The organism is Streptomyces sp. NPDC093149 (genome assembly GCF_044754145.1).
Taxonomy (GTDB): Bacteria; Actinomycetota; Actinomycetes; order Streptomycetales; family Streptomycetaceae; genus Streptomyces.
In genome coordinates, this window is the sequence record NZ_JBIVON010000007.1 from 286,553 (window position 1) to 299,477 (window position 12,925).

The following is a 12,925-nucleotide window of genomic DNA, read 5'->3' on the forward strand; positions in this document are numbered from 1 at the left end:
CCCGATTCCGGTCCCGGGTGACGCGAACGGCAAGCCCTACCCGGGTAACACCGGCCGCTGAGCCGCCGACCATACGTGTGGCGGGGCCGGACCGGAGCCGGCCCCGCCGTACTGCTGATGTGAACGAGGACAATGCAGCTCACCCTTGCCCTGCCCTGGTGGGCCCGGCTACTGCGCCGCGCCCGGACGACCTCCTCCGCTCCGGCGTCGGGCGCGCCGCACCCCGGCCGACGATTCCGGCACCTGCGTTCGGTGGCCGACCGGGACGGCGAGGAAGATTCCCCCACACTCGCCGATCTGTACCGGACCCGGCGGCTCGACATGGTCCGGCTGGCGGCCTTCCTGGTGGACGACCTGCACACCGCCGAGGACGTCGTCCAGGATGCCTTCGCCGCCGTCTGCCGTCGGCACGGCGAACGGCTGGACGACCTCCAGGACGCGCATGCCTACCTCCACACCGCGGTGGTCAACGCCGCCCGCTCGGTGCTGCGTCGGCGGCGCACCGCGCGCGCGTACACCCCGCCGTACCAGGGCCCGGGGGCGTCGGTCGACGAGCTGCTGCTGCTCGCCGAGGAGCACCGGGAGGTCTTCGACGCGCTGGCGCAGCTCACCGGACGCCAGCGCGAGGTACTCGTCCTGCGTTACTGGTCCGACCTGACCGAGGCGCAGATCGCAGAGACCCTCGGCGTGTCCCGTGGCACCGTTAAGTCGACCGCGAGCCGCGCGCTCGCCACTCTGGAGAAACTTTTGGAGGAGGACCGATGAGTAATCGGGCGCCGCTCGAGGAACGGCTGCGTGCTGCGCTTGAAGCGCGCGGGCGGCTCATCAGCGCCCACGACCTGTCACCGGCCCGCCCGCCCACCGGAAGTACCTGGGGCACACGCCGGGTTCGGCAGGTGCTGTCCGTTGCCGTCGCCGCCACCGCGGCGGCCGCAGCCGCCGTCGTCCTGCTGCTGTCCTCCAACAGCCCGGACCGCCTCCGCCCGGCACCGCCCGCACGACATTCCAGCCCCACCGTCGCCCCTACCTCCACCGTCCCGCACCCGGTGCCCTCCACTGTCCCGCACCCGGTGCCCTCCGCCGTCGCGTCCGGACCCTAGTGCCCCTCCCGGCAAGCTTTGCCCCGTCGCGCCGTCCAGCACGCACGCTCGCGGCGTTGGCCAAAAATCCTGGTAGCTCCGCTACAAGGACTTCCGGCCGCCTTGCGATCGCACGCACTGGACGACACTCCTTACGGGGCAAACATTGCCGGTCACGGCACTAGTACTACAGCCGGTTGTTCACGTGACGTGACGGCGGGTGCCTCGTTGCTCCATTCGTGGGACTGATGTTGACGCTGGGCGTGGTGCAGACGGGTGAGCTGCACGAGTTCGAGATCCGGTCACTGGATGGGGAGTTGGAAGCGCCGTGCGCCTCGGTGGACGATGTGTTCGCGCGTCCAGCCTCGCGGGAGAACCTGCGGGCGATGGTGCGCGGGCTGCTGAGCGAGGTGCCGCGCGAGAACATGTCCACCGGCCCCGGCGCGACTCTGGCCGCGCTGGTGACGGCCGCCGGGCAGCGCTGGATGGTGGAGGAGTCGTTCCAGGTGGCCAAGGGGCAGGTGGGGCTGGACGAGCACGAGGTGCGCAAGCGGTGCTCCTGGTAGCGGCACGCAACCGTGTGCATGCTCGCCATGGCCTTCCTGGTCGCCGTCCGGAGTCGGCTGATATCCCGGCGGCCGCCGACACCCGGGCTCCGACCGTGAATGAGATCCGCCGCCTGTACGACCGAATCGTCCTCGCCCCCGCCCGCGCCGCACGGACCTGGTCGGCCATGCACTGGCACCGCTGGCGCACCCGCCACCAGATCCTGGCCCGGACCAGCCACTACCGTGCCCGAGCTGCACGAACTCACTCACCGTGAAAACACCGGCCGTAACACTAAGGGCTGTCCCGTAACCCCTGGTGGAGCAGCGCGCGGCGTCGGATGCGGTGCATCGCAAGGCGTAGGGACGTCCGCATACTGGATGTATGCGGATGTTCCGACAACGCGGCGAGGTGCCGTAGGTGTCGTCGTGCGCCCGCCAGGGGTTACGGGACAGTCCTTAGTGGTGCCAAGCTTGCCCGCCCGTGTTATGGATGAACCGCTGCAACACCTTGAGGGTGGTCAGGTACTCCTCGTCGGAGATACCCGCGTGCCGTTCCGCCCAGAGCTCGTTCTGAAGGGCCGCGGCCTTGTCGTAGAACCCCCTGCCGTCAGCCGTGATACCCAGGCGTCCCTCGGCATCCTCGGTGATCCAGCCCTGGGCGATGATCGTGTCGATCTCCGACTCCATGGTTTCCGGGCCGACGTCGAGGTAGTGCCGAAGGAGGCGGGACACTTCGTCACGGGTCTTGACGGAGTCGGCCCTTGCCACCTGTGCGAGGGCCCACCATTGCGGTTGGGTGGTGCCGATCCCGGCGAGGGCGGCCCGGGTTCTGGCGATGACGGCCTTATAGGCCGCCCAACTCCAGTAGCCGATGGGCTGCTTGACCAGGTCGGTGTCACTGTGCGAATACTTCATGGCCGAAACCCCTGTCGTTGTCTGAGTCGGTTCGACGAGATCGACCGTAGAAACTCAACTGGACTTGAGGTCAAGGGCGTACCGGTTGATTCGTCCGAGAGGTCGCCTACTTGTTGCTCATGGGCCGGCAACCGGTCACTGGCGCCCCGCCCTCCAGCGCGGCGAGGGGTGCGGGACGGCGACCTTCGGCATGCGTTTGGACCGTATTGACCACCGCAGGAGGCGTGGGTGAGGTGCCGGGCGACATAGCCGCCCGTGTACCAGGCGTCGACATCAGCTTGTGTGCAGTCGGTGAGGGCCCTTCCACGCTTGGCAAGTTGATCGAGGAAGGCGGTCGCCAGGTGGATTTCACTGCGAAGCCTGCTGGATCTGCTTGCCGGTGAGTGGGCCGCGGCCAGACAGGGTGTTCAGGCGGCGCTGGATGTGCCAGGTGGCGAAAGGTGTGTCATTCGTTGGGGAGTAGGGTGCCGGTCGGCCGGCCGGTCGGTTTCCGTCTGGGGACGTGGGCGCGGTAGGGGCTGACGGTGGGGTCGCCGTCAATCCAGAAGCGCCAGGGGGTGGTTGCGCCCGCGCCGGAGACGCCGGTGCGCGGGCCAGTGCGGATGAGCGCGGTGGCGGCGGGTGTGCCGGTCAGAACGTTGAAGGGTATGCCGTCTCCGCAGGCATCGGCTCCGTTGAAGTTCCCCTTGACGCCGAGGGCCACGGTCAGTCTGGCGGGGCCCCGGGCGAGTTCATGGTCCCGGCGCGCGGTGGGGCGACGCTTGCGGGCAAGTTCGACACCGTCCAGGACCTCGCCCGCGCGCAGTAGCACGGCCGAGGAGTGTCCGTCCTGGCTGGTGACGAGGTTCATGCAGAAGTGCATACCGTAGGTGAAGTAGACGTAGATATGGCCGGGCGGCCCGAACATGACCTCATTGCGCGGGGTGCGGCCCCGGTAGGCATGTGAGCCGGGGTCGTCCCGGCCGTTGTACGCCTCGACTTCGGTAAGGCGCAGGGCGATCGTTCCCTCGGGCAGCGTGCAGACGAGGACGCGGCCCAGCAAGTCGGGTGCGACCTCGGCAACATGACGGTCGAAGAATTCACGGCCGAGCGGATGGTAGCCATCCGCCAGTGCGTCCTCACGGCATGGGCCACCGCTTTGAAGATCGTCAGACATGACCGAAAGGGTAACCTCCGCGCAACCTCAACCAACCCGTCTCAGGCGGGCGCCGGGACCGAAGCTGCGTACTTCCACGTACCCCGTGTCCCGTGATCAGGCCCCGACCCTGTACCCAGCCAACCCACGGCGACCGCACCACGGGTGCGGTCGGCTCTCCGGCGGGCGGCACGTTCCTGCTGTCCCTGGTGACGCGTGCTGTCCACCCGATCCGGCACTACGGTGTCTGCTCGGGCGCGGTCAACGGGGCGGAGAAGAAGGCGAATTCCCTGTCGAAACCGACCAGTAGCCCGCTGCCTGGCACCACCAGCAACGCCCCGACAGACTCGGGGAAGGACCAGAGGCGGGAGGTGACCTGCTCGCCGGTGGTCAGGTCCCACACCCGGACCATACGGTCCCGGCTGCCGGTGACGGCGACCGGCCGGCCATCGAGCACCGCCGTTGTCACGGAGCGTACTCCGCCGGTGTGGCCGGCAAGAGGCTCGCCGATCTGCTGGCCGGTGGTCAAGTCCCACACCCGCGCCGTGTTGTCCTTGCTGCCGGTGACGGCGACGGGTCGCTTGTCGATCACCGTCGTCGCGAGCACACCAACCATGTCGGTGTGGCCGGTGAGGGGTTCACCGACCTGCTGCCGGGTGGTCAAGTCCCATATCCGCACCGTATGGTCCTCGTTGCCGGTGACGGCGACGGGCCGGCCGTCCAGCGACGCGGTCGCCAGCGCATCCACCGAGCCGACGTGGGCGAGGGGTTCGCCGGACGGCTTCCTGGTGGTCAGGTCCCATATTCGCATGCCATCGAAGCTGCCGGTGACGGCGACGGGCCGGCCGTCGACCATCGCCGTCGCCACCCCGAGCACGATGCCGGTATGCCCGGCCAGGGGCCTGCCGAGGGGTCTGCCGGTGATCAGGTTCCACACCCGCACCTTCTTGTCCCAGCTGCCGGTGACGGCGACCGGTCGGCCGTTGACCACTGCCGTCGCCACCGCGCACACCCAGCCGGTGTGACCCACAAGGGGTTCACCGACGGGCCGGCCAGTCGTCGGGTCCCACATCCGCACCGTCTCGTCGGCGCTGCCGGTGACAGCGACGCAGCGTCCGTCCACCGTCGCTGTCGCCGCCCCGAGCACCGCGCCGGTATGGCTGGTCACGGGATTGCCAGCGGGCTGGCCAGTGGCCAGGTTCCACACTCGCAACACGTCATCCCGACCGCCGGTGACGGCGACGGGTCGGCCATCGACCACTGCTGTCGCCGCCCCGAGTACCCAGCCGGTGTGGCCGGTGAGCGGTTCGCCGACGGGCTGCCCGGTGGCCAGGTCCCACACCCGCACCGTCCCATCGACGCTGCCGGTCACGGCGACACATCGACCGTCCACGATCGCCGTCGCAACCGCATACACCCAGTGAGTGTGGCCGGCGAGAGGCTCGCCGACCTGCTGGCCAGTGGTCAGATCCCACAGCCGCACCGTGGCGTCGTCACTCCCGGTGACGGCGACCGGGCGGCCGTCCAGGACCGCGGTAGCCACCGCACGCACCACGTCGGTGTGGCCGGTGAGAGGCTCGCCCACTTGCTGGCCGTCAGCCAGATCCCACACTCGCACTTTCTTGTCACCGCCGCCCGTGACGGCGACCGGGCGCCCGTCCACCATCGCCGTCGCCACCGCCCACACATCGTTGGTGTGGCCGGTCAGGGGTTTGCCGATGGGCTGCCTGGTGGTCAGGTCCCACATTCGCACCTTCTTGTCACAGCTACCGGTGACGGCGACCGGGCGCCCGTCCACCATCGCCGTCGCCACCGCCCACACCGGGTGAGCGTGGCCCGTGAGGGGTTCGCCGATCTGCTTCCCTGTGGTCAGGTCCCACACCCGCGCGGTATCGTCATCGCCGCCGCTGACGGCGATGGGTCGACCGTCCAGCACCGTTGTGGCCACGGCACAGACCGTGCCGGTGTGGCCGGTGAGGGGTTCACCGATCTGCTTCCCGCTGGCCAGGTCCCACACCCGCACCGTTCTGTCCCAACTGCCGGTGACCGCGACCGGACGGCCGTCCAACGACGTGGTCGCTACCGCCTGCACGAAGTCGACGTGGCCCGTGAGGGCATGCCGGAACCGCGATGAAACCAGGCCACCCGTGGCCCATTCCACCCCCCATGGCGCTGTCGGTTTGCCCGCCACCGGCACAGCCGCGATCCGCGCCGACAACGCCACGTCTCCGTACCGGGCGGCGTCCAGCCCCAGCAACTGCCGCCGCACCCAGCTCTCCGCACCCTGGTGCAGGTGCGCAGAAGCCCGGTACACCGCCGCTGCCAACAGCTCCTCCGGCCCCAAGGCACCGTCGAGCATCGCCATGCCCCGCTCCGGATCGGTGTTCACCAGCCACTCCGGATCGGCCAACCACCCACCCGTCACGGCAACTTCATGACCCGGGCTATTGCTTTGGAGTTCGTCAGACATGATTGGCACGGTACCCGCCCCCACGCACCAACCCGCCCCCCAAGCACGCACCGGGAACGAAGTCGAGTACTTCTACGCACCCTTGCTACCAGCCACCAGCCACCAGCCACCAGCCCGGCCACGGGCGTCAGTACCGTACCCCCAAGCCTACAGCGCTGACCGCCCCAACCACACGCAATGATCACATTGAGTAACGACTGCCGGACTGCAGCACGGCCCCAATCGATCACCCCGACCGGCCTATTCGCGCGAGTTGTTACTCGTCCAGGTCAGGGCGCCCTTCGGGCGGCGCGTCTGCCGCAGGGCGTCAAACCTCGGAAACAGCTCGGCGCGGATGGAGCCGGTGCCGCTGTCAAGGAGGTCGTGGAGGCGTTCGGTCAGCACACATTGGCCGCAGATTCCTCGCCGGTAGCGCCTTGCTTCTCGTCCACACTGTTCGCAAGTGAAGTCGCCGAGGCTGCCGGCGCAGTCGGTGCAGAGCTTGCCACCGTCCGGCGCGAGGCCGGGAGTCAACCGCTCAGCACCGCAGGTGACGCAGGCACCGAAGGCCTCCAGCGCGTGGTCGTAGCAGGCGGCGCAGAGGTGGCCTTCGGGCCAGTGAGCCGTCCCGAGGCGGACGGCGCGGTGGCGGCGGGCGCAGAACAGGTCCTCGACGCGGAACCTGCCGCCCGCGAGCGGTCGGGCATTGCGCCAGGCCAGGCGGTGGTCGGACCTCTGATCAGCGTCTCCGACGGCACCCCTCGGGCCCGGTGACACCCCCCAGGTCATCAACTTCGACAGGGGGCAACAGCCGTGCCGGGCCCGGAGGCCAGCGGTCCTCTCGCAGGACCGCGAAAGACATATCGGGTCCTCCATGGTGCGGGCGGTCCGTTCGCAGGGCTGGCTCCGCAAAATCCGGTAGTTCTGCGGGACTTGGCGTTGATAGGTTCTTCGACGTGGCGAAACTCAATCAGATCATCGCAGTGGAGAAGGGCGTCAAGGCCAAGGCTCACCAGGACCTGACGGCGGCGCATCACGGCCTCCAGAAGACCGGTCTGCTGGCCGGGATCTCCCGGACGTATCAGCCCAAGGACGAGGAGGGCGAGCAGCTGCCGCCCGAGTCGACCCTGGTGCAGATCAAGGCCGAGGACGTGCTGCGGGAGACCGCGACGACCCTGACCCGGCTCTTCGATGTGACCGCCACGAAGGACTGGGCGAACTGCTCGGCCCGCGCGGACGTGAAGGTCGACGGACGGGTGCTCGTGAGCGAGGTGCCGGTGTCGTACCTGCTCTTCCTGGAGAAGCAGCTGACGGACCTCACCACCTTTGTCCGCAAGCTTCCGGTGCTCGACGCCTCCGAGGCCTGGACGCAGGACCCGTCTACGGACTCCTGGAAGACCGAGCCGGTGAAGACCCTCCGTACGAAGAAGGTGCCCCGCAACCACGTGAAGGCGGAGGCCACCGACAAGCATCCGGCGCAGGTCGAGGTGTACTACGAGGACATTCCGATCGGGTACTGGACGACGGTGAAGTTCTCCGGAGCCCTTCCCGCGCGACGGGTCAATGAACTGCTGGACCGGGTGGAGAAGCTCCAGCAGGCCGTGAAGTTCGCCCGTGAGGAGGCCAACGGCATGGACGTCAGCGACCAGCGGGTGGGTGATGCGGTATTCGGTTACCTCTTCGGGTGACCGACCATGGATTCCCCGGCCGTTCATTACGGCCGGGGTGCGCGAGGAGCGCAAGCTGAAACTGAGGCTTGTCGTGACGACGCGGTTCCAGTGGAGGTTCGAGTCCTCCCCCCGGCATTCGGTGCGTTCCCCGCACACGGACGGGCCGGGGTGGCCCAAATGGCAGAGGCAGACCGCGATCAATCTCAGACTCTTGCTCCAGACTCAGCATTCGCCACCGATCGCCGAATCAATCGGGCCCGTGCCCATGGGCGTCGAGATGCCGGTTCGACTCCGGCCCGCGGAGCTTCGATCTGCGGTCGTCTAAAGGCAGGACGCGACGACATAAACCTGACACGGGTCCTTAAAAGTGTCGGCGTGCCGTATGGGTGGCATCTACAGGGCTCGGGGGCCGGCTACGCCCCCGGGCCCGCTCCCGTTTCCGCGGGCGTCCCGCTCACGCCACCGCGGGCATCGACACACCGCGCCCCGCGAAGAAACCCTCGAAGTCGGGCAGCGCAAGCTCCCCGGCCCGCGTCCCCGCCGTCGTGCCGGACGGGTTGTGGAAATGGACGCCGGTGCCGTCGGCCGTACGGGACGTCAGCAGCACCAGATGCCCGCCCCGCCCCGGAGCGGGCCGCTGCGGATGCCGGATGCCGGGGTGCACCGAGGCCATGACCGTCCGGCCGCCGTCCAGCAGGCCGAGGATCTCCTGCGTCGAGAGATGGCGGTGGACCGTGGCGTCGAGGCCGTGCGCCTCCCGTGCGTACTGCGCGAAGGGGGCGTAGATCAGGCCCCGGATCACCCCTTCCGCATCCTCGGTGTACGCGCCGTACTTGAGCGCCCCGTCGCGCAGTGCGAACAGGGACGGGGCCCCGGCGCCGAGCGCCATGCGCAGGCAGGTCATACCGCAGAGATGTCCCGACCAGCGCGCGTACTCGGCCGGTGATGCCGCGCCCGAATCCGCCCAGGCAGGATCGGTGGCCGGATCGAGTCCGCCCTCCACGATCGGGCCGACGAGTTCGGGCGAGGCGAACTGGGTGTGGACGGGAACACGGCAGGCTGGGCAGGTCACCGGGGGCATCCGATCACTGGCGGTATCCGGTCAGGAAGCGGCCGATGCGGCTGATCGCCGCGTCGAGATCGTCAGCGTACGGGAGCGTCAGGATCCGGAAGTGGTCGGGGCGCGGCCAGTTGAAGCCCGTGCCCTGCACGACCTGGATCTTCTCCCGCAACAACAGATCCAGGACGAACTTCTCGTCGTCGACGATCCGATGCACCTTCGGGTCGATGCGCGGAAACGCGTACAGCGCGCCCTTCGGCTTCACGCACGACACGCCGGGGATCTCGTTCAGCTTCTCCCAGGCCCGGTTGCGCTGCTCGTAGAGCCTGCCGCCGGGCGCCACCAGTTCCCCGATCGACTGCCGGCCGCCGAGTGCCGCCTGAATGGCGTACTGCGCGGGCGCGTTGGGGCACAGACGCATGGAGGCGAGTGTGGTCAGCCCCTCCAGATAGCTGCGGGCGTGCTCCTGCGGTCCGGAGATCACCAGCCAGCCGGAGCGGAAGCCCGCCACGCGGTACGTCTTCGACAGGCCGCTGAAAGTGAGGCAGACCAGGTCGGGAGCGAGGGCCGCCACGCTGTGGTGCTCGGCGTCGTCGTAGAGGATCTGGTCGTAGATCTCGTCGGCGAACACCATCAGGCCGTGCCTGCGCGCCAGATCGAGGATTCCTTCGAGGACCTCGCGAGGATAGACCGCGCCGGTCGGGTTGTTCGGATTGATGATCACGACGGCCTTGGTGCGGTCGGTGATCTTCGAGGCCATGTCGGCGAGGTCGGGGTTCCAGTCCGAGGCCTCGTCACAGGTGTAGTGCACGGCCTTGCCGCCCGCGAGGGTGATCACCGCGGTCCACAACGGATAGTCGGGGGACGGGACGAGCACCTCGTCGCCGTCCTCCAGCAGCGCCTGGACGGCCATGGAGATCAGCTCGGAGACGCCGTTGCCGAGGAAGATGTCGTCGACCCCGACGTCCGCCAGCCCCATCGCCTGGTAGCGCTGCGCCACTGCCCGGCGGGCGGACAGGATGCCGCGCGAATCGGTGTAGCCGTGGGCCTGCGGAAGCATCCGGATCATGTCCTGGACGACCTCCTCCGGCGCCTCGAAGTCGAAGAGTGCCGGGTTGCCCGTGTTGAGGCGAAGGACGCTGTGGCCCGCCTCCTCCAGGGCGTTGGCGTGCTCGATGACCGGGCCCCGGATCTCGTAACAGACCTCGTCGAGCTTGCTGGACTGCCGGAATTCCATGCGGTGGCCTCCCCGACCTGATTGCGATACTTGGTTTTACCAAGCTCGGGCTTGGAAAGTCCAACAACATGTCTAGACTGCGTCGCATGCCACGTCAGCCACAGTCCCCAACCCGCCCGGCCCGCCGCCGGAGTTACGACCAGTTCTGTGCCACCGCACGCTCCCTCGACTTCGTGGGCGACCGGTGGACCCTGCTGATCGTCCGTGAACTGCTGGCGGGCCCCCGCCGCTACACCGACCTCCACGCCGACCTGCCGGGTGTCAGTACGGACGTCCTCGCCTCCCGGCTCAAGGACATGGAGCAGAGCGGACTGGTCACGCGCCGACGGCTTCCGCCGCCCGCCGCCGCCTCGGTGTACGAGTTGACGGAGCGCGGCCACGGGCTGCTGCCCGTGCTCGCCGCACTCGCCGAGTGGGGCGCGCCCGCGCTCACCGACCGGCGGCCCACGGACGCGGTGCGGGCGCACTGGTTCGCGCTTCCGCTGCTGCGCGCGCTGGACGGGCTGACCAATCCGGGAGTCGTCGAAGTCCGGCTGGACGAGGGCGTGTTCCATGTGCGAGCGGGTGGCGCCGAGGGCGGTGCCGCCGTGTACGGGGACGGCCCGGCCGCCCATGCCGATGTCCGTATCGCGCTCGACGTGGAGGTCTGCCTGGCGCTCGGACGGGGTGAGCTGACGCTCGCCGGGGCCGTCGAGGACGGACGTGTCGAGGTGTCGGGCGATGGGCCGCTCGCCACCGAACTGCGTGGCGGGTGACCGTCGATCAGCGAGGGTTCCGCCGATCAACTCAGGGGTAGCGTTGGGGCGTTCGGAATGTCCTGGGCACTTCCGGGGACGCTGAGGCAGAGGAGTCGCACATGAGGGACGGCGGGCGGCGGGGGAGCCGAGGACCGCGGATGAGGCAGGGGCGACTCGCCAAGTCCCTGGTCGTGGGCGGCTGTGTGGCCGCGCTCGGCTTCGTGCCGTCGGCGGCCGTCGCCACACCCGGCGGCGGGGTGAGCGGCACCGTGCTCGCGCAGGGCACATCGGCGGGGAAACTGAAGGTGAAGACCCCGAACGGCCCTACGGATGTGACCTTTCGGACCATCACCGTCGAGCCGGGCGGCTCCACCGGCTGGCACACCCACGGCGGACAGCTGATCGCAGTCGTCAAGTCCGGGACGCTGACGCGCACTCTGGACGACTGCTCGGTCGAGGTGACACCGGCGGGCTCGTCCTTCATCGAGCCGTCCGGCACCGGTCACCGCCACATCGGACGCAATCTGGGGACCGAGCCCGTCGTGCTCTGGGTGACCTATCTGCTGCCCGAGGGCAGCGCGCTCTCCGACGACGCCGACGCCGCGGACTGCGGCGCGAAGAAGCAGTGAGTACGGGGGCGAGGGGAGCGCACGGCCGTGGACGCGCGCGACGGGAGCGCACGGCTGTGGGCGCGGCGAGCCCGGAGGGCGACGCGAAGAGCGCGGATGATCTGGATCCGGCGCGACGCGACGCGTTCGCGCAGGCGCTGCTGCATGCGCTCGCCACCCACTGCCCCGGCTCGCGCGCTGAGCTGAAAGGCTCCCTCGCCCGTGGAACGGCCGATGCGTACAGCGACATCGACCTCGTCTGGACGGTGCCGGACGACCGCTTCGACGCCTGTGTCGCCGCCGCCGTGGAGGTGCTCGAAGCCGTCCGGCCCCTCGATTCCCTGCGTACGGATCCCGAGTTGCGGAACTCCCGTGAGCGGCGGCTGCTCTTTGCGGCCTTCCGCGGGCTTCCGCTCTTCTGGCGTGTGGATCTGGAGATCGGGGTGGCATCGGTCGCCCGGCCCGCCGGCCACGACCGGGACGGTCTCACGACGGACGATGACGACTGGTCGCGGCCGGCGAGCGCGCTGGCCAACGCGGTCGCCGCGACAAAGGCCGTACTGCGCGGGCAGCCGCAGACCGCCCGGGACCTGTTGGAGCGCGGCTACCGGCGTATCGACGCGCCGGACGCCGTCACCGGACGGTGGTGCGCCGACATCGGCCGTCTCGCAGAAGCCGCCGCCGACCGCGAACCGGGCCTGCGCTCCCTCGCCGATCGTGTGATGCGCTTGGCCGGGGATCACTTGGCGGGGGCCGATGAGGAAGAACGTGGCCAGGGGGACGGCCGGGGCCGGCGCACGGGGCAGGGGTGATGATGGTCGAGTGCGATGTGAAGCGATCACCTGGGAGCGGCTGGCCGAAGAGTTCGCCGCGCACGCCGACGGCCTGGGACCGGCCGACGCGAGCCCGTGGCTGAAGGTCGCCGTGGACGGCGCTCCGGCGGCCCGTACCGGGGAACTGGCCGGACAGGTCGCGCAGGCGCTGCGGGTCCGGGGACGCGCGGTGCTCGTCGTGTCCACCGAGGGGTTCCTGCGGCCCGCGAGCCTACGGTACGAGTACGGCAAACAGGACCCCGACTCGTACTACGACAGTTGGTTCGACACGGGCGCGCTGTGGCGTGAGGTGTTCGGGCCGCTGGAGGCGGGCGGGAGCGGGCGGGTGCTGCCCGACCTCTGGGATCCGGTGACGGACCGTGCCACGCGCAGTCCGTATCGGGCCCTGCCCGAGGGCGGTGTGCTGGTGGTGCACGGCCCGCTGCTGCTGGGGCACTGGTTCCCGTTCGATCTGAGCGTCCATCTGCGGTTGTCGCCGGGCGCGCTGCGGCGACGCACCGAGGAGGGCGAGCGGTGGACCCTGCCCGCCTTCGCGCGGTACGAGGACGAGGTGGCGCCCGGCGGCCGCGCGGCCGCGGTCGTACGGGCCGACGACCCGCTGCACCCCGCCTGGACCGGGTGGCGACGGGAGGAGTAGGGGCCGGGAGCCGTGGT

16 protein-coding genes and 1 tRNA gene are annotated in these 12,925 nt (G+C 69.5%); 11 read left to right on the plus strand and 6 right to left on the minus strand.

Annotated features, from left to right (window positions below; translation table 11 throughout):
• Window positions 1-132: 132 nt before the first annotated feature.
• The 4 genes from ACIQCZ_RS22725 to ACIQCZ_RS22740 all read left to right on the plus strand — a co-directional run bounded on the left by ACIQCZ_RS22725 (window position 133) and on the right by ACIQCZ_RS22740 (window position 1,902).
• The gene (locus tag ACIQCZ_RS22725; protein ID WP_402284522.1) at window positions 133-765 is read left to right on the plus strand and encodes a SigE family RNA polymerase sigma factor; all 633 of its coding nucleotides are present in this window, start codon (window positions 133-135) and stop codon (window positions 763-765) included.
• The gene (locus ACIQCZ_RS22730) at window positions 762-1,100 is read left to right on the plus strand and encodes a hypothetical protein (protein ID WP_402284523.1); all 339 of its coding nucleotides are present in this window, start codon (window positions 762-764) and stop codon (window positions 1,098-1,100) included. The genes ACIQCZ_RS22725 and ACIQCZ_RS22730 overlap by 4 nt, the downstream gene beginning before the upstream one ends.
• Window positions 1,101-1,318: 218 nt before the next feature.
• Window positions 1,319-1,645, plus strand: coding sequence for a hypothetical protein (locus tag ACIQCZ_RS22735; protein ID WP_402284524.1), 327 nt, complete (start codon window positions 1,319-1,321; stop codon window positions 1,643-1,645).
• Window positions 1,646-1,740: 95 nt separating this feature from the next.
• The gene (locus ACIQCZ_RS22740; protein ID WP_402284525.1) at window positions 1,741-1,902 is read left to right on the plus strand and encodes a hypothetical protein; all 162 of its coding nucleotides are present in this window, start codon (window positions 1,741-1,743) and stop codon (window positions 1,900-1,902) included.
• Window positions 1,903-2,083: 181 nt separating this feature from the next.
• On the opposite strand, the gene ACIQCZ_RS22745 is transcribed toward ACIQCZ_RS22740, so the two are convergent.
• The 4 genes from ACIQCZ_RS22745 to ACIQCZ_RS22760 form a co-directional block, all read right to left on the minus strand.
• The gene (locus ACIQCZ_RS22745) at window positions 2,084-2,542 is read right to left on the minus strand and encodes a MarR family winged helix-turn-helix transcriptional regulator (RefSeq protein ID WP_402284526.1); all 459 of its coding nucleotides are present in this window, start codon (window positions 2,540-2,542) and stop codon (window positions 2,084-2,086) included.
• A gap of 445 nt (window positions 2,543-2,987) precedes the next feature.
• Window positions 2,988-3,698, minus strand: a complete 711-nt coding sequence (locus tag ACIQCZ_RS22750) for a DNA-3-methyladenine glycosylase (protein ID WP_402284527.1) — start codon at window positions 3,696-3,698, stop codon at window positions 2,988-2,990.
• A 217-nt stretch (window positions 3,699-3,915) separates the two neighbouring features.
• Window positions 3,916-6,066, minus strand: coding sequence for a WD40 repeat domain-containing protein (locus ACIQCZ_RS22755; protein WP_402284528.1), 2,151 nt, complete (start codon window positions 6,064-6,066; stop codon window positions 3,916-3,918).
• A 321-nt stretch (window positions 6,067-6,387) separates the two neighbouring features.
• Window positions 6,388-6,531, minus strand: a complete 144-nt coding sequence (locus ACIQCZ_RS22760) for a hypothetical protein (RefSeq protein WP_402284529.1) — start codon at window positions 6,529-6,531, stop codon at window positions 6,388-6,390.
• A 213-nt stretch (window positions 6,532-6,744) separates the two neighbouring features.
• On the opposite strand from ACIQCZ_RS22760, the gene ACIQCZ_RS22765 reads away from it, so the two are divergent.
• The 3 genes from ACIQCZ_RS22765 to ACIQCZ_RS22775 all read left to right on the plus strand — a co-directional run bounded on the left by ACIQCZ_RS22765 (window position 6,745) and on the right by ACIQCZ_RS22775 (window position 7,931).
• On the plus strand, window positions 6,745-6,900 hold the full coding sequence (locus ACIQCZ_RS22765) for a hypothetical protein (protein WP_402284530.1): 156 nt from the start codon (window positions 6,745-6,747) through the stop codon (window positions 6,898-6,900).
• 182 nt (window positions 6,901-7,082) lie between these two features.
• Window positions 7,083-7,814 (plus strand): hypothetical protein, encoded by a 732-nt coding sequence (locus tag ACIQCZ_RS22770; protein WP_402284531.1) that lies wholly within the window; start codon window positions 7,083-7,085, stop codon window positions 7,812-7,814.
• A 31-nt stretch (window positions 7,815-7,845) separates the two neighbouring features.
• Window positions 7,846-7,931, plus strand: a tRNA-OTHER gene (locus ACIQCZ_RS22775).
• A gap of 319 nt (window positions 7,932-8,250) precedes the next feature.
• On the opposite strand, the gene ACIQCZ_RS22780 is transcribed toward ACIQCZ_RS22775, so the two are convergent.
• A complete protein-coding gene (locus ACIQCZ_RS22780) occupies window positions 8,251-8,877 on the minus strand; it encodes a peptidase (protein WP_402284532.1) in 627 nt (208 codons plus the stop codon).
• A gap of 4 nt (window positions 8,878-8,881) precedes the next feature.
• Window positions 8,882-10,093, minus strand: coding sequence for a pyridoxal phosphate-dependent aminotransferase (locus ACIQCZ_RS22785; RefSeq protein WP_402284533.1), 1,212 nt, complete (start codon window positions 10,091-10,093; stop codon window positions 8,882-8,884).
• A gap of 86 nt (window positions 10,094-10,179) precedes the next feature.
• Between ACIQCZ_RS22785 and ACIQCZ_RS22790 the strand changes: the two genes are divergently transcribed.
• The 4 genes from ACIQCZ_RS22790 (at window position 10,180) to ACIQCZ_RS22805 (ending at window position 12,908) form a co-directional block, all read left to right on the plus strand.
• A complete protein-coding gene (locus ACIQCZ_RS22790) occupies window positions 10,180-10,848 on the plus strand; it encodes a winged helix-turn-helix transcriptional regulator (RefSeq protein ID WP_402284534.1) in 669 nt (222 codons plus the stop codon).
• A 140-nt stretch (window positions 10,849-10,988) separates the two neighbouring features.
• The gene (locus ACIQCZ_RS22795; protein ID WP_402284535.1) at window positions 10,989-11,459 is read left to right on the plus strand and encodes a cupin domain-containing protein; all 471 of its coding nucleotides are present in this window, start codon (window positions 10,989-10,991) and stop codon (window positions 11,457-11,459) included.
• Between the two features lie 56 nt (window positions 11,460-11,515).
• Window positions 11,516-12,250, plus strand: a complete 735-nt coding sequence (locus ACIQCZ_RS22800) for a nucleotidyltransferase domain-containing protein (protein WP_402284536.1) — start codon at window positions 11,516-11,518, stop codon at window positions 12,248-12,250.
• A gap of 10 nt (window positions 12,251-12,260) precedes the next feature.
• Window positions 12,261-12,908: a uridine kinase gene (locus tag ACIQCZ_RS22805; RefSeq protein ID WP_402284537.1), complete on the plus strand. Its 648-nt coding sequence runs from the start codon at window positions 12,261-12,263 to the stop codon at window positions 12,906-12,908.
• Window positions 12,909-12,925 lie beyond the last annotated feature (17 nt).